This is a genomic window from Eubacterium segne, assembly GCF_014287775.1.
GTDB lineage: Bacteria > Bacillota > Clostridia > Lachnospirales > Lachnospiraceae > Eubacterium_G > Eubacterium_G segne.
This window is the reverse complement of sequence record NZ_JACOOZ010000002.1, coordinates 76461-94061: the sequence shown is the minus strand read 5'-3', so window position 1 is coordinate 94061 and position 17601 is coordinate 76461. Positions and strand designations below refer to the sequence as shown.

Annotated in this window: 15 protein-coding genes; all 15 read left to right on the top strand. The window is 37.2% G+C overall.

The window, feature by feature from the left end; all coding sequences use genetic code 11:
• The first annotated feature begins 16 nt into the window (after window positions 1-16).
• The 15 genes from H8S00_RS02850 to H8S00_RS02780 all read left to right on the top strand — a co-directional run bounded on the left by H8S00_RS02850 (window position 17) and on the right by H8S00_RS02780 (window position 17576).
• Entirely contained in the window at window positions 17-2110 is a 2094-nt protein-coding gene (locus tag H8S00_RS02850) for a fibronectin type III domain-containing protein (RefSeq protein WP_186839955.1), read from the top strand.
• 72 nt (window positions 2111-2182) lie between these two features.
• Complete coding sequence (locus tag H8S00_RS02845) at window positions 2183-2362, top strand: hypothetical protein (RefSeq protein ID WP_186839954.1); 180 nt, start codon at window positions 2183-2185, stop codon at window positions 2360-2362.
• Window positions 2363-2772: 410 nt separating this feature from the next.
• On the top strand, window positions 2773-3219 hold the full coding sequence (locus H8S00_RS02840) for a DUF488 family protein, N3 subclade (RefSeq protein ID WP_118588978.1): 447 nt from the start codon (window positions 2773-2775) through the stop codon (window positions 3217-3219).
• 381 nt (window positions 3220-3600) lie between these two features.
• On the top strand, window positions 3601-3867 hold the full coding sequence (rpsO, locus tag H8S00_RS02835; protein WP_186839953.1) for a 30S ribosomal protein S15: 267 nt from the start codon (window positions 3601-3603) through the stop codon (window positions 3865-3867).
• 259 nt (window positions 3868-4126) lie between these two features.
• Complete coding sequence (locus H8S00_RS02830) at window positions 4127-6211, top strand: polyribonucleotide nucleotidyltransferase (RefSeq protein ID WP_118588979.1); 2085 nt, start codon at window positions 4127-4129, stop codon at window positions 6209-6211.
• Between the two features lie 158 nt (window positions 6212-6369).
• On the top strand, window positions 6370-7431 hold the full coding sequence (locus H8S00_RS02825) for a sensor histidine kinase (protein ID WP_186839952.1): 1062 nt from the start codon (window positions 6370-6372) through the stop codon (window positions 7429-7431).
• On the top strand, window positions 7424-8125 hold the full coding sequence (locus H8S00_RS02820) for a response regulator transcription factor (protein ID WP_186839951.1): 702 nt from the start codon (window positions 7424-7426) through the stop codon (window positions 8123-8125). Before H8S00_RS02825 ends, H8S00_RS02820 begins: the two co-directional genes overlap by 8 nt.
• A gap of 109 nt (window positions 8126-8234) precedes the next feature.
• Window positions 8235-9164, top strand: a complete 930-nt coding sequence (gene cysK / locus H8S00_RS02815) for a cysteine synthase A (protein WP_186839950.1) — start codon at window positions 8235-8237, stop codon at window positions 9162-9164.
• Between the two features lie 9 nt (window positions 9165-9173).
• Complete coding sequence (locus H8S00_RS02810) at window positions 9174-9386, top strand: hypothetical protein (RefSeq protein WP_118588982.1); 213 nt, start codon at window positions 9174-9176, stop codon at window positions 9384-9386.
• Between the two features lie 22 nt (window positions 9387-9408).
• Window positions 9409-10683 carry an O-acetylhomoserine aminocarboxypropyltransferase/cysteine synthase family protein gene (locus H8S00_RS02805; RefSeq protein ID WP_021953340.1) on the top strand — a complete coding sequence of 425 codons (1275 nt, stop codon included), beginning with the start codon at window positions 9409-9411 and terminating at the stop codon, window positions 10681-10683.
• A gap of 29 nt (window positions 10684-10712) precedes the next feature.
• Entirely contained in the window at window positions 10713-11483 is a 771-nt protein-coding gene (hisA, locus tag H8S00_RS02800; RefSeq protein WP_118588983.1) for a phosphoribosylformimino-5-aminoimidazole carboxamide ribotide isomerase, read from the top strand.
• Window positions 11484-11589: 106 nt separating this feature from the next.
• The gene (locus H8S00_RS02795; protein ID WP_021953338.1) at window positions 11590-12237 is read left to right on the top strand and encodes a ClpP family protease; all 648 of its coding nucleotides are present in this window, start codon (window positions 11590-11592) and stop codon (window positions 12235-12237) included.
• 116 nt (window positions 12238-12353) lie between these two features.
• On the top strand, window positions 12354-13226 hold the full coding sequence (locus H8S00_RS02790; RefSeq protein WP_118588984.1) for an undecaprenyl-diphosphate phosphatase: 873 nt from the start codon (window positions 12354-12356) through the stop codon (window positions 13224-13226).
• Window positions 13227-13247: 21 nt separating this feature from the next.
• Window positions 13248-15887, top strand: coding sequence for a DNA translocase FtsK (locus H8S00_RS02785; protein ID WP_347497881.1), 2640 nt, complete (start codon window positions 13248-13250; stop codon window positions 15885-15887).
• Window positions 15888-15905: 18 nt separating this feature from the next.
• A complete protein-coding gene (locus H8S00_RS02780) occupies window positions 15906-17576 on the top strand; it encodes a formate--tetrahydrofolate ligase (protein ID WP_021953334.1) in 1671 nt (556 codons plus the stop codon).
• The last annotated feature ends 25 nt before the right edge of the window (window positions 17577-17601 follow it).

Here is a 17601-nt window from a genome sequence, read left to right as displayed (position 1 = left end):
AGAGAGGAGATAGCTAATGAAGAAGATAACGGCATGGATAACTGTTTTTTGCATTGTCGGTGTCACTGCCCTGTCAGGCGTAACGGTGACTGATGCATACACCATCACTGAGAAAGCCGGAATGAGAACTGCAGATGAATTGTCGGATGCCGCAGCAAAGGCACTTGATGAGGTTTCCGTGACGGATAAGGATATGCTTGACGACGTGATAAAAAGGTCATATGAGAATGACTTTCAGGATAAGACGTACATCATAAAAAACAAGGGTGAGAACCTTGACAAGTCATACTGGCGTCAGTACGTGCGTTCACAGGGAGACTTCAGTGTATCCCTTGACTGGAACGTGGAGAACTGTGCTGCCATCGTCGGAGACAATTACTACTACACCATAAGAATGAGTTCAGGGGTAACAATGTCACCCTTTAACTATGCCACCAGCACGATAGACCGGTGGGATGAATACATGGACGTGATAAGGAATGTTGAAAACAGAATTGGAATACTGAATGATGACCTGTGCGACTATCAGAAGATACAGCTGGCATATGCATGGATAAAACAGAACGTAAAGTATGGTTATGCAAGTGATGTGTCCGGACAGCATGTGTCCGGAGGACAGGAGCCAATAGAAGCGATACTTTATGGCTATGCTGTATGTGGAGGTTATACACGTGTGTTCAACCGTTTCATGCATGACTGTGGAATTAAGAGCTACTATCTTTCAAACGTTTCCCATGCATTTAACTTTGTAAGACTTGACGGAAAACATTACAAGACGGACTGCCAGGTGGGAACAGTGGATTGCTATGAGGGTTATGAACAGTACAATAAGAATGGCAAGCTACTGTGGGAACTGAACAGGGCACTTGTCGGAACAACCAAGAAGGTTTCAAGCGAACTTTTTGAGTACAGTGCCATAACGCACTACGATACTGAATTTGAGCATGGCTCAGTTGATAATTGTGTCATGGGTCCACTTGCAGAAATAACAGAACCAACCTGTACAACCGACGGGACATTCTTAAAGGAAGGAAAGGTTGACGAACACTGTGATTACTGTGGTAAAGTCCATTCCTTTACCCTTCCTGCAGCACATACCTATAAGACGGTTGAGAACAAGCCTTCAACCTGTACGGAAGAAGGCGAGATAAAGAAAGTATGCAGTGAGTGTGGCAATGAGGAAACGGAAAAGGTTGCCATGAAACCACATGACTATAAGATTGACACTGCTGACAGTGACTTTGACACCGAAGGGTGGTTTAAGATAGTATGCAACAGCCGTGGAAAGGTTTATTACGAGGAATATAAGGATAAGTTGGAGAGACCAACACAGTCTGAAACTGAAACCACAACCACTGAGGAATCGGTGACGACACCTGCATATCAGGAAAGTGACCTTGAAAAGAAGGACAGAGGATATGGAATAATCACATGGTATGACGCAGAGAAGGAAGACTGGTTCTGTAAACAGGGCCAATTTGAAATGTCAATGAAAAGGGAAATAAGTGGAAACGGGGCATACACCGACGGTTTGTGGGTGGAATGCGGAATACTTGACAAGGGAAGACTTTATGACAAGCAGGCGGGCAAGTGGGTTAATGCCGGAGACAGTGTTGACTGTTACTTTGACGTGGATAGCCGTACATGGAAGATATACATGAAGTATTACACAGAGGAACCGCAGGCTACAACCACGGCACCGGAAGAGGAAGTTACAACAACTGAGCCTGCAACAAGGAAACCCGAACCTGTGACAACAAAGAAACCACAGACCACAACAAAGAAAATACCTGTGACAACAAAGAAACCGCAGACCAAAAAAACGGCAAAGCCTGCGAGAATGAGCTTTAAGAGTGTAAAGAATAATAAGGGTAAAAAGATAAGTCTTAAGTGGAAGAAAATTAAAGGAGCAACAAAGTATCAGGTAAAATGGGTACTTGGAAGAGGAAAAAAGGCAAAGACGAAAACCAAGAGCCTTAAAGGAAAAACGACTTCATATGCGTTCAAGAGACTTAAAAAAGGCAAAACCTATAAGGTGTACATTCGAGCCTATAATAAAAGCGGCTGGGGTAAGTGGAGTGTGGTTAAGAAGATAAAAATAAAGAAATAACAGACAGAAAAGGGAATGGCATACTTAGTGGCTGTTCCCTTTGTTTTTTAGAATTGAAGAAAGGAAACAAAAATGATAATAGTGGCAGACAACGGAATGGAAACACAAACAAGAAAACTGAAAGACGGCATAACATTAGATGAAGCCAAAGCTCAGGTAAGAGAACTGTGGGAAGATGATTGGCTGGGACTTGATTATAGACTGGAAGATAATGATGGAAACATAATACTTAAATTAGAGCATGACGATTAGAGTGCTGCAAGAGATTAACATGGAAATAGAACAGCAAGAATTACTTACTATTGATTTCAGATTTATTTTAGTATTAATTTTAGTATTAATTTAGAGGTAACGTCTAATTTATATCTTTTTATGCTTGTTTTTCACCCTATTTTTTGGTAAAATTAGAGTATTAAATTAAACGGTCGTTTATATCGGTACTATTTAATAAAGATAAATGTATAGGGGTGCTATACAAAGAAATATAAATTAATAAATTGAATTGATGTTAAAGGTAATGACGTATTTAATGGCTATAACCTTTATTTTTTTGTCACAAAATACCTGTCCTTAACTGATTCTTAACCGGTTTATGAATTAGAATAATAGTGTCGGGCGATGGGAGAAAATGTCTTGAAATTCTAAAAAATGGGAGAAGATACATGAAGATATACACGATGGGATTTAAGGGGAAAAGTCAGGAAGAATTTATTAAAACAATAAATAAGAAAAAAATTGAGCTTGTAGTTGACATGAGAGAAAGAAACAGATTTCCGATGTTGGGATTTTGCAACGAAGGAGAACTGAAAAAATGTTTGAAGGAAAAATGTAATTGTGACTACTTATATAATTCTATGCTTGCACCAATGTGTGGTTATTATGAAGCCTACACGGAGAGGGCAATTTCGTGGGATGAATATGTGGCAAAATATAAAGAAACACTTTCGGAAAGGGGAATTGCAGGGAGATTTCTTATTGATTGTATGGAATATGAAAGGATAATGATAATTTGTCTGGGAAAAACGCCGGGTAGGTGTTCAAGAAAACTGCTGGCAGAGTGGTTACAAGAGAGAATACGTGGAATTGAGATAGAGATAAAGCATTTATAAAAAATATTTGATTTAATAAGAAATGTGTGTTATAGCAATACGGTTATTTGGAGTTATTATTGATTGATATAAGTGTTCTTAGTTAACTAATGTCTACTTGATGTAGATGTATAGAGCTTGTAGGAAGAAAAGAACAAGCATATTAAAGAGGATAATTGATTTTTTTAGAACAAATATTAAAATTGTAATAAGTTAGCTGAGAAAACATATCAAGATCAAAAACTCGAAATAGCTGATACACCATATTTCTCAATTTCCCTATAGACATTTCAGAAATCATGGTGTATACTATCAAAGTATGTTTAACCTACACTAAGCATTTGGATACTCCAACCGGTGCCTAAGTGTAAGGGGATATTAAGATTTTAGGAGGAATAAGAAATGATATCAAAAGAGACAAAAGCTCAGTTAGCAGCAGAATATGGTAAGACACCTACTGACACAGGTTCACCTGCAGTTCAGGTAGCAATCTTAACATTCAGAATTAAGGAGTTAACAGAACATTTAAAGGTTAACCAGAAGGATCATCATTCAAGAAGAGGTCTTCTTAAGATGGTAGGTAAGAGAAGAGGCTTACTTGACTACATTAAGGAAAATGACCTTGACGAATATCGTCAGTTAATTGAAAAATTAGGAATTCGTAAATAATTTCTTACCGGGTGGTAATATTACATTCGGATTTATATACAGGGATGAGAGTTTACTCTCATCCCTGTATTGCATTTTTCATATAAATAATTTATAATAACATAGATTGTGTGTAAATTTACACAAAAGGCAGAAGAACCATGCCGAGACCACTGTAAAGGGCAGTAGCATTGTTACCGGTTTTTACAGTAGTTTCGGATTCTTCTGCTATAAAATAAAAAGTAAGGAGAAGTTACTAACAAAGTAACGAAAGAAGATTATGTACAAGAGTTTTAGTATGGAGCTTGCAGGAAGAACCTTAACAGTTGATGTTGGAAGAGTTGCAAAGCAGGCTAACGGTGCAGCATTTATGCACTATGGAGACACTACGGTATTGTCAACAGCTACAGCATCAGACAAGCCTAGGGATGGAATTGATTTCTTCCCACTTTCAGTTGAATTTGAAGAAAAAATGTATTCTGTAGGAAAAATCCCTGGAGGATTTAATAAGAGAGAGGGAAAAGCATCAGAGAATTCAGTGCTTACATCAAGAGTTATAGACAGACCTATGAGACCTTTATTCCCAAAGGATTACAGAAATGATGTTACACTTAACAACCTTGTTATGTCAGTAGATCCTGAATGTAGACCTGAAATCGTAGCTATGCTTGGTGCAGCTATTGCAACATGTATATCAGATATTCCATTTGACGGACCATGTGCCATGACACAGGTAGGTTTAGTTGATGGGGAATTTGTTATTAACCCAAGCCAGAAGCAGTGGAAAGAGGGAGATTTACAGCTTACAGTAGCTTCAACAAGAGAAAAGGTTATCATGATTGAAGCAGGTGCTAATATTATCCCGGAAGCAAAGATGATAGAAGCTATTTATATGGCACATGATGTAAACCAGACTATCATTGAATTTATTGATAAAATTGTGGCAGAAGTAGGAAAAGAAAAGCACTCATATGAAAGCTGTGCTATTCCTGAAGAATTATTTGCTGCAATTAAGGAAATTGTTCCACCTGCAGATATGGAAGTAGCTGTATTTACAGATGACAAGCAGACAAGAGAAGAAAACATAAGACAGATTACAGAGAAGTTAGAAGAAGCTTTTGCTGATAATGAAGAATGGCTTGCTGTTTTAGGAGAAGCTATTTATCAGTATCAGAAGAAGACAGTTCGTAAGATGATATTGAAAGATCACAAGCGTCCTGACGGAAGAGCAATTGATCAGATCAGACCGTTAGCAGCAGAAGTTGATATTATTCCTAGAGTGCATGGTTCTGCAATGTTCACAAGAGGACAGACACAGATTTGCAACGTATGTACTTTAGCACCATTATCAGAAGCACAGAAAATAGACGGACTTGATGAAAATGAAACAACAAAGAGATATATGCATCACTACAACTTCCCTTCATACTCAGTTGGTGAGACAAAGCCATCAAGAGGACCGGGAAGACGTGAAATCGGACATGGTGCTTTAGCAGAAAAGGCACTGGTACCTGTACTTCCTAGCGAAGCAGAGTTCCCATATGCTATTAGAACAGTTTCAGAAACATTTGAGTCAAACGGTTCTACATCAATGGCTTCTACATGTTCATCATGTATGTCATTAATGGCAGCAGGTGTTCCAATTAAGGCTATGGTAGCAGGTATTTCATGTGGTCTTGTTACAGGTGATACAGATGATGATTATGTATTGCTTACAGATATCCAGGGACTTGAAGATTTCTTCGGAGACATGGACTTTAAGGTAACAGGTACAACAGAAGGTATCACAGCTATTCAGATGGATATTAAGATTCATGGTCTTACAAGAGAAATCGTGGAGGGTGCTATTGCAAGAACAAGAGAAGCAAGATTATTCATTATGGATAATTGCATGAAGCCGGCAATTTCTGAACCTAGAAAAGAAGTAAATGCATACGCTCCTAAGATTGAAATGATTCAGATTGATCCGGACAAGATTGGTGATGTTGTAGGAAAGAGCGGAAAGGTTATTAATGCAATTATCGAAGAAACAGGCGTTAAGATTGACATTTCTGATGAAGGAATGGTATCAGTTTGTGGCGTAGATAAGGACATGATAGCTAAGGCTATAAAATACATTAAGACAATAGTAACAGACTTTGAAGAAGGCATGATTTTAGAAGGTACTGTTGTAAGTATTAAGGAATTTGGTGCATTTATCGAATTTGCACCTGGAAAAGAAGGCATGGTTCACATTTCTAAGATTGCAAAAGAAAGAGTTGAACATGTTGAAGACTTCCTTACATTAGGTGATAAGGTTAAATGTAAGTGTCTAGGAAAAGATAAGATGGGAAGAATCAGCTTTTCAATTAAAGATGCACAGTAAATAAATTAAATAGAAACGTTGCACAAAATCTTAAATTTTGTACAAATATGGAATATCTCCAGGGCGAATATTATGATATATAATAAAGCTTTGGAGATATTTTACTATATCTTAATTGGCTATGTGGTATCATTAATCAGATACGAAGGAGAGTGGCTATGGTAAAAGATAAATCATATTTAAAAAATATATTAATGACAGCGGGAATATTATTAATTTCTTTTGTAATAAGCTTGTTGTTGCAACATGTGTTTAAGGTACATGAACATATAACAGCAGTGTTTATATTTGCTGTATTTTTAATATCCCTTTTAACAAACGGATATGTATATGGAATAGTGGCAGCTTTTATTTCCATGATTGCCGTTAACTATGCTTTTACATTTCCGTTCTTTTCAATTAATTTTATGATACCTGTTAATATGATTTCTGCAATTGTAATGATAGTTATAGCCATATTAACAAGTACATTAACCACTCAGATAAAAAGGCATGAGGCAATGAAAGCTGAAGGAGAGAAGGAAAGAATGAGAGCCAATCTTTTAAGGGCGGTTTCCCATGACTTAAGAACTCCCCTTACCACTATTTATGGTTCAGCAGCTACATTGTTAGAAAACAGGGATACACTAGAGGAAGAACAACAAACCAAAATATTACAGGGAATAAAAGAGGATTCGGAATGGCTTGTAAGAATGGTGGAAAATCTTTTATCTATTACAAGAATTGACAGTGGAAATGTGAAAATAATAAAAACACCAATAGTTTTAGAGGAACTGATAGATTCAGTAATTGTGAAATTTAGAAAAAGATACCCTGACTTTGATATAACATTGGACTTGCCGGAGGATATTGTTGTCATACCAATGGATGCAATGCTTATTGAACAGGTTATAGTAAATATATTGGAAAATGCCATACAGCACGCAGAGGGAATGACAGAATTAATACTTCGGGTGTTTGTATTGGGGAAGCAGGCTATATTTGAAATAAAGGACAATGGCTGTGGAATCAGTAAAGAAAAATTGCCATACATATTTTCCGGATATTATGAGAATAAGGAAGAACCTTCAGACGGACAAAAACGCAATACGGGAATAGGATTGTCCGTATGTAAAACCATTATAAAGGCACATGGAGGGGACATTAGTGCAGAAAATATTAAAGGTGGCGGTGCTGTTTTCAGATTTACATTAGATACGGAGGAAGAAATAGATGCCTAATAATAAATATAAGGTTTTATTAGTAGAAGATGAAAATAATATTAGAAATCTGGTAACAACCATACTTAAATCGGCAGGTTATCAGGTTGTTGTAGCAGAAAACTGTGAGAGAGCCCTGGGAATGTACACATCTCATCTCCCTGACATTATTATTTTGGACTTAGGTCTTCCTGACAGGGATGGAATGTATTTCTTAAAGAAAGTAAGGGATGACTCACTGACTCCTATTATTATATTGTCAGCCCGTTCTAATGAAAGGGATAAGGTAGTTGCTCTTGATGCAGGGGCAAACGATTATGTAACAAAGCCCTTTAGCTCGGCGGAACTGTTAGCAAGGGTAAGAGCAGCTCTTAGAAATACAAGACACAGCTCTGAGGAGGGAAAACTGCCGGGAGGAAAGTTCACATTAGAGGGACTTGTTATAGATTATGATGGAAGACAGGTTTTTGTTGATGAAAAAGAAGTAAAATTAACCCAGACAGAGTACAATATTGTGGCGTTTTTATCGGAACATGCCGGAAAAATGATGACGTATACAGCCATAATTAAGGCAATATGGGGCTATCCTGATGAGGGAAGCGTTAAAAAGCTTCAGGTGAACATGGCAAATATAAGAAGAAAACTGGGAATAAAGCCGGGAGAAGCAAAGTACATAATAAATGAATTAGGTGTTGGATATAGAATGAATAGTTAGCATATTTGTTTAGTTTAAATTAAACTTGCTTAATATATTGGTTAAAGTTATAATAATACAAGTTGACAAAATTATATAATGTAATAAAGGAACATTAAGGATATTAGAAATGATTTATAACAATGTATTAGAATTTATCGGACATACACCTATGGTGCGTCTTAACCATATGGTTGATGAAGATTCAGCTCAGGTTCTTGTGAAGTTTGAGGGATTAAATGTAGGTGGCTCAATAAAAACAAGAACGGCTTATGAAATGATTAAGGCGGCAGAAGCAGAAGGCAAAATAAACAAGGATACAATAATAGTTGAACCTACCAGTGGAAATCAGGGAATCGGACTGGCATTAGTAGGAGCGGTAAAAGGATATAAAACTATTATTATAATGCCTGACTCTGTTAGTGAGGAAAGAAGAAAGCTAGTTAAACATTATGGAGCAGAGGTTATTCTTATCCATGATGACGGAGACATTGGAAAGTGTATAGATGAATGTCTTAAAACAGCACTTAAAATGGCAGAGGACAATCCAAAGGTGTTTGTACCACAGCAGTTTGCCAATCCTAACAATGTTAAGGCTCATAAACATCATACCGGATTGGAAATCATGGAGCAGGTAGAGGGAAACATAGACGGATTCTGCTCAGGTATAGGAACCGGTGGCACCATTACAGGAATAGGTAAGGTTTTAAAGGCACAAAATCCTGACATTGAAATATGGGCAGTGGAACCGGAAAATGCAGCCATTTTAGCAGGTGGAAATATCGGAACTCATTTGCAAATGGGAATAGGAGACGGAGTTATACCTGATATTTTAGACCGGAATATATATGATAACATTTATATAGTTACTGACGAAGAGGCAATAAGTACAGCCAAGGACTTAGCTAAAAAAGAGGGGCTTATGTGCGGAATTTCCAGTGGAACAAATGTTGCAGCAGCCATAAAGCTGGCAAAAAAGTTAGGAAAAGGAAAAACAGTGGTAACTGTATTGCCGGATACGGCAGAAAGATATTTTTCAACGCCGTTGTTTGATGAATAAGGAGCTAATATGCAGGAAACAAAGGAAGATAAGAAAATAAAAATAGGACAGATATGTAATAAAATATCAACTGTTTTATTTGTATTATTCTTTATTGATGTATGTGTAATACCAATTATGCAAATGGAATTCTTTTTGATTTCAGTGGCAGTTATTGTAGTTTTATTTGCCATTAGTTGTATTGTGGGACACATATGTCTTAAGGATTATAAACCGGAATAATGAAAGCACAGGAGGTTAGAAAGTGAATAACAACAAAGGAACAATATGCGTACAGGGCGGATGGAAGCCTACAAAGGGAGAACCGAGAGTTTTGCCTATTTATCAAAGCACCACATTTAAATATGATACATCAGAGCAAATGGGAAGACTGTTTGATTTAGAGGATAGCGGATATTTTTATACAAGACTTCAGAACCCTACTAATGATGCAGTAGCTTCAAAAATATGTGAGTTAGAAGGTGGAGTGGCAGCCATGCTTACATCATCAGGTCAGGCAGCCAATTTTTACGCAGTTTTTAATATTTGTGAAGCAGGAGACCACTTTATCTGTTCATCAAATGTATATGGAGGAACCTTTAATTTATTTGGTGTAACCATGAAGAAAATGGGAATAGATGTTACATTTGTAGATCCGGATATTTCACCGGAAGATTTAGAAAAAGAATTTAAAACAAATACAAAGTGTGTATTTGGTGAATCGGTGTCAAATCCGTCTCTTGTAGTGTTTGATTTTGAAAAATTCGCAAAGGCAGCTCACAGTCATGGTGTTCCTCTTATTGTGGATAACACATTCCCGACACCTATTAATTGCAGACCTTTTGAATTTGGAGTTGATATAGTAACTCACTCCACAACTAAATATATGGATGGTCATGCCATGGCAGTAGGTGGAGCAATTGTTGACAGTGGAAACTTTGACTGGATGGCTCATGCTGATAAATTCCCGGGAATGACAGAGCCGGATGAATCATATCATGGGTTAGTTTATGCAGAAAAATTTGGAAAAAGCGGATATATTACAAAGGCAACAGCACAGGTTATGAGGGATTTAGGATCAATTCCTTCACCTACAAATTCATTTTTGCTAAATGTAGGCCTTGAAACATTACATTTAAGAGTTCCAAGACACTGTGAAAATGCATTAAAAGTGGCTAAATGGCTTAAGGCAAATGACAAGGTAGCCTGGGTTAATTATCCGGGATTAGAGGGTGACAAATATTATGATTTGGCACAGAAGTATATGCCTAATGGAACATGTGGCGTTTTAACCTTTGGTATAAAAGGTGGTCGTGATGCATCCATTAAATTTATGGATAATCTTAAGTTCGTGGCAATAGTGACTCATGTGGCTGATGCCCGTTCATGTGTGCTACATCCTGCAAGTCACACTCATAGACAGATGACAGATGAACAGTTAATTGAGGCAGGAGTTCAGCCGGATTTAATCAGATTCTCTGTAGGAATTGAAGATGCTGAGGACATTATTGCAGATTTAGAGCAGGCATTAAATGCATAACATAAAACTTACGAAATAAGGTAATAAAAATGAAATTCAGACCATGCATAGACATACACAACGGAAAAGTGAAACAGTTAGTAGGTAGCAGCCTTAAAGACAAGGGAAATCAGGCAGAAGAAAATTTTGTATCTGAAAAAAATGCAGTCTACTATGCTAATCTTTATAAAAAAGACGGGCTAAAAGGCGGACATATAATAATATTAAATGCCGGCGGTTCGGAATTTTTTAAGGAATCAAAGAAACAGGCAATAGAGGCGTTGTCTGCATATCCTAAAGGGATGCAGATAGGCGGCGGCGTTACAGCTGTAAATGCACAGGATTATATAAAGGCAGGGGCATCCCATGTAATTGTCACATCTTATGTATTTAAAGATGGAAGAGTTAATTACGGAAATCTTAAAAGTCTTGTGGAAGCTGTGGGAAAAGAGTGTATTGTTTTGGATTTAAGCTGTAGAAAGAAAGACGGACAGTATTACATAGTAACAGACAGATGGCAAAAATTCACTGATGAAGTAGTTAATATTGAAACATTGAAAAAACTGTCGGAATATTGTGATGAATTTCTTATACACGGTGTGGATGTTGAAGGAAAATCAGGTGGAATGGAAGAAGATTTGGTAGCTATGCTATCTGAATTTACTGATATTCCCATAACCTATGCAGGTGGGATATCCACTATGGAACAAATAGAAAGGTTCAGGGAGATTTCTAATGGTAAAATGGATTTTACCATTGGAAGTGCGCTGGATTTGTTTGGTGGAAAGTTACCATATGATAAAGTAAAAGAACAGTTTTAAAATTATATAATAGTATAAAAATCCCCTATATTGGAGAGTATTATATTGTACGGAAAGTTAATTTGAAAATCCGTACATTGTATATCATCAATATGGGGGATTTTTTATGGACGAAATAAAAGAATACGGTCAGACAGACTTAAATAACAACAGCAGACACAAAAAAATACATCTTTTAAATATAATCGGGGAAATTGAAGGACACGAAAATGTGGCATCAGGAACCAAGGCAACTAAATATGAACACGTGCTTCCTCAGTTAGCACAGGTAGAAGATGATGCAGAAACAGATGGGCTTCTGGTAATATTAAATACAGTAGGTGGGGATGTTGAATGTGGTCTTGCAATTGCAGAAATGATATCGGGACTTAGTAAGCCTACAGTGTCATTAGTTTTAGGAGGCAGCCACTCCATTGGTGTTCCTCTTGCAGTATCAACAGACTATTCCTTTATTGTTAAAACAGGTACCATGGTTATTCATCCTGTGAGAATGAATGGACTGTTTATAGGAGTTCCCCAGACCTATGATTATTTTAAAAAAATTCAGGAGAGAATTAATTCTTTTATATTAGACCATTGTGACATAAAAGAACAAAAGCTTATGGAATTAATGATGGAAACAGAAGTTATGACAAAGGATGTGGGAAGCATTCTTGTAGGTAAGGAAGCAGTGAATGAAGGAATAATAAATGAAATAGGAAGCCTAAAAGATGCCATAAAAAAGTTGTATGAACTTATTGACAAAAAATCCTGATAAATTACATTGGACACCGGGGCATTACAATACAAAAACTAAATAACTTGAATATAGTGGTGAAAAATAGTAAAATATTATAGATTATGGTTAACTAAAGAAATAAGGAGTTACAAATGAGTTTATTAGAGTCAATTTTTCTTGGAATAATACAGGGAGTGACGGAATTTCTTCCTGTGAGCAGTTCGGGACATCTTGCTATATTCCAGCAGATTTTCGGACTTGAAGATGTAGGTACATCTTTTGATGTATTTTTACATTTGGGAACATTAATTGCAGTATTTGTTATATACTGGCGGGATATTGGAAGATTAATATATGATGGAATCGGAATAGTGGTGGATTTCGTTGCTAATGTGTTTTATTACATAAGATGGAAGACAACCAAAAAGAATCCGGAATACAGAAAAATAATCAGAACATCATATAGAAAATTTGCGTTATTAATTATTGTTTCAACCATACCTACGGGAATAATAGGTATTGTAGGTAAGAATTTAGTAGATAATGCATCCCATACTCTTATTGTTCCGGGAATTTGTCTTTTAATAACAGCCATATTACTTGTAATTTCAGATAATATACCAAACGGAAATAAAACACCAAAGAAAACTACATATTTAAACGCAGTTTTTATAGGAATTTGTCAGGGGATAGCAACTCTTCCGGGATTATCACGTTCAGGAACAACCATTACAGCAGGTCTTTTATGTGGACTTAGAAGAGATTTTGTTGTAAAATATTCCTTTATTATGTCAATTCCGGCTATAATGGGTGCCTGTGTGTTAAACATTCCTGATATGCACACAGACATTGCAAAAACAGGTGTTGAGTGCTACGTGGCAGGAGCTTTAGTGTCTGCCGTGGTAGGTTACATATGTATTAAAACAATGCTTGTAGTTGTAAGAAATAAGCAGTTTAAATATTTTTCAGCTTATTGCGGATTAGTTGGACTGATAGCCATAGTGGCATCATTTTTCGTAAAATAAATTAACAGGGGTGAAAATATATTGGCCGATACGAAGAAAAAAAGTAATGGCAAAAAAACAAATAGCAGTAAAGGTAAGACTGGTGGAAACAAAACCAGTGGCAGTAAAACCGGTGGCAGTAAGGCTGCGGAAACAAGAAGGAAAAACGCCCAGATGGCTAAGAAACGCAAAATAATCGTAAAGGAGGTTTATTTGTGGATATCCTTAGCTGTGGCACTGTTTTTATTCTTAAGCAATTTTGGCATTTGTGGCATAGTGGGAAACACATTAAGGGATGCAATGCTTGGATGCTTCGGATGGATGGGATATGTTTTTCCTGTATTTCTGGCAGTAACAATAGGACTTGTGGCATATAATAATATGAACACCAAGGTTATCTCTAAGATAGTGGCAGTGGTGCTATTATACATTAATATGTGTCTGCTGTTTGATTTGTTAAGTTACAGTGACAATAGAATAGATGTTTTAAAATATTATAAATATGGCTCTAAAGGCGAATTTGGCGGAGGTCTTGTAGGGGGAGCATTAGGAAATCTTATGGATTCCCTGTTAGGACTTACAGGAGCCTACATTGTAACTTTTGTTGTACTTATTATATGCATAGTAATTTTAACGGAAAAGTCTATTATGTCTTTTCTTAAGAAAAAGGGAAAAAGTGCCTATGAAAGTGCAGTGGAAGATACAAAAGCCAGAAAAGAAGCCACGGCAGTACGAAGAGAGCAGAAGCGGATTGAAAAGGAAAAAGAAAGAAGTATTGCCAGACAGAAAAAAATCGGTGTGGACTTTAATGAAACTACTGTTGGTGGAGATAGTTTACCAGGGGAGAAGTTAGAGGATAATAAACAGGAGGTTCACGAAATACATATTGACGGAGTGGATGATACCCCAAGTGACATAGATGAAATGCCCCTTGACCGTGAAATTGTATATACCTATGAAGAAAATCAGGGCAATAAGCAGGTTAAAATAGATGGCCTTGACAAACCTGAACCACCAAAAGCTGATAAACATGCTACAGACGGTGAATTTACACCAAAGGAAAGAGTGATAGTAAGTGAAGAGGCTAAAAAGACTATGAAGAGAAAGCCTTTTGGAGTAGGGGAGGCAGTAGCCACTGAAACACCGGCGGCAGAAGAAGTCAGCTCACAACAGCCTAAGGCATCTTCAGAAGGAAAAATAATAGCACCGTCTAAAAAGAAAATGAAATATAAGAAACCACCATACAGTCTTCTTAAGGATAATCCCGGGAGCAAAAGCGGTATAACAAAAGCATCCCTTATGCAGACAGCCAATAAACTAAAACAGGTTTTGGCAAACTTTGGAGTTAAGGTAGAAGTGACAAATGTAAGTAAGGGACCGTCAGTTACAAGATATGAATTGCAACCTGAAATGGGAACTAAGGTTAGCCGTATAACAGGTCTTGCAGATGACATAAAGTTAAATATGGCAGCGGCGGACATACGAATTGAAGCACCTATACCGGGAAAAGCTGCCGTAGGAATTGAAATTCCAAATGAGGGAAGGGATCCTGTATATTTAAAGGAACTTTTAAATTCAAAGGAATTAAGGGAGCATAAGTCGAAGCTGGCATTTCCGGCAGGTAAGGATATTGCAGGAAGAGTAGTTGTGGCTGATATTGCCAAAATGCCTCATATGCTTATTGCAGGCACTACAGGTTCAGGAAAGTCAGTATTTACAAACTCAATATTAATGAGTATTCTTTACAGGACAACACCGGAAGACGTAAGGCTTATTGTTATTGATCCTAAGGTTGTGGAATTTCAGGTATACAATAAAATACCTCATTTATTATATGATGTAGTTACAGACCCTAAAAAAGCGGCAGGCATTCTTAACTGGGCGGTGGCAGAAATGACCACCAGATATAAGAAGTTTGCCAATGTAGGGGCAAGAGATATTGGAAGTTACAATGCAAAGGTGGAAAGCGGTGATTTTTCAGGAGATAATCCACCGGAAAAAATGCCACAGATACTTATTGTAATTGACGAGTTAGCTGACCTTATGATGGTGGCAGCTAAGGAAGTGGAAGAGGCAATATGCCGTTTAGCACAGCTTGCCAGAGCAGCAGGCATTCATATGGTTATTGCAACTCAGCGTCCTTCAGTAGATGTTATTACGGGACTTATTAAGGCAAATATTCCTTCACGAGTTGCCCTTACTGTGGCATCAGGAACGGATTCAAGAACAATTATAGATATGAACGGAGCTGAAAAGCTCTTAGGCAATGGTGACATGTTGTTTTATCCTGCCGGATATGTTAAACCTGTGAGAGTACAGGGAGCATATGTATCGGATAAGGAAATTTTTGATACTGTTGAATATATTAAAAACAACAGTGGAGAAGCTGAATATGACGAAACCATTGGTGTAAAATTAACTACGGATATGGAGGCTTCCGGTGGAGCAGAAGGGGATAAAGACCCGTTATTTGCTGAAGCAGGAAGGCTTTGCATAGAAAAGCAAAAGGGCTCAACTAGTATGATTCAAAGGCAGTTCAGAGTGGGCTTTAACAGAGCGGCACGTATTATGGAACAGCTTTATGATGCAGGGGTTGTAGGTCAGGAGGAACAGAATAAACCTAGAAAGGTTATTATGAGTTTAGATGAATTTGAAGCTAGTTTACAAAACGATAATCAATAAGAAGGAGATATTAAAATTATGAAATCAGACATTGAAATTGCACAGGAGGCAGTCATGCTTCCGATTAAAGAGGTAGCACAGAATATAGGTTTAACAGAGGATGATATTGAGTTATATGGAAAGTATAAGGCAAAAATATCCAATGAATACTATGAAAAAATCAAAGGTAATGAAGATGGTAAACTTATTCTTGTTACAGCCATAAATCCGACTCCTGCAGGAGAAGGAAAAACAACAGTAACTGTTGGTTTAGGAGAGGCATTTGGAAGATTAAATAAAAAAGCAATGATAGCTTTAAGAGAGCCGTCATTAGGACCATGCTTTGGTATTAAAGGTGGTGCTGCAGGTGGCGGATATGCTCAGGTTGTTCCAATGGAAGATTTAAACCTTCATTTTACAGGAGACTTCCATGCAATAACTTCAGCTAACAATTTACTTGCTGCAATGCTTGACAACTCCATCCAGCAGGGAAATGAATTAAATATTGACCCAAATCAGGTTGTATGGAAGAGATGTGTTGACATAAATGACAGAGTTTTAAGAAATATAGTAGTAGGTCTTGGAAGAAAAGTAGATGGTGTTGTAAGAGAAGATCATTTCGTTATTACCGTGGCATCAGAAATCATGGCAATTCTTTGTCTTGCCAACGATTACGCAGATTTAAAGGAAAGACTTGGAAAGATAATTGTTGCATACACATATGACGGAGAGCCTGTAACTGCAAAGGATATTAAGGCAGTAGGTTCAATGGCAGTTCTTTTAAAGGATGCCATGAAGCCAAACCTTATTCAGACATTAGAGCATACACCGGCATTAGTACATGGTGGACCTTTTGCCAATATTGCTCATGGATGTAACTCGGTAAAGGCTACAAAAACAGCTCTTAAAATGGCAGATTATGTAATAACGGAAGCAGGCTTCGGCGCTGATTTAGGAGCAGAGAAATTTCTTGACATTAAATGTAGGAAGGCAGGCCTTAAGCCGGATTGTGTAGTATTAGTTGCTACGGTAAGGGCTTTAAAATATAATGGTGGCGTATCAAAGGATGAATTATCCAACGAAAATGTTGAAGCTTTAGCAAAGGGTATTGTAAACCTTGAAAAACATATTGAAAATTTACAGCAGTTTGGAGTTCCTGTAGTAGTTACATTAAATCGGTTTGTAACAGATACGGAAGCTGAATATGAATTTATAAAGAATTTCTGTGAAGAACGTGGATGTGAGTTCGCATTAGCAGAAGTTTGGGCAAAAGGTGGCGAAGGCGGAGTTGCTTTAGCACAGAAAGTAATTGATACTATTGAAAATAAGCCGTCAAATTACAAGCCTTTATATCCTGATAATATGTCCATTAAAGAAAAAATTGAAACTGTTGCCACAAAGATATATGGAGCAGAGGGAGTAACATATTCTCCTGAGGCTGAAAAGGCCATTGCCAATATTGAAAAGTTAGGATATGGAGATTATCCTGTATGTATGGCAAAAACACAGTATTCACTGTCAGATGACAAAACTAAGTTAGGACGTCCTACAGGATTTACAATAAATATCCGTGAAGTATATATTTCTGCCGGAGCAGGATTTGTAGTTGCAATTACCGGAAGCATTATGACCATGCCTGGATTATCAAAGAAGCCGGCAGCATATGGAATTGATTTGACTGATGATGGCAAAATAGAAGGATTATTCTAAAACATAAAATTTACCGGAAAAGAGG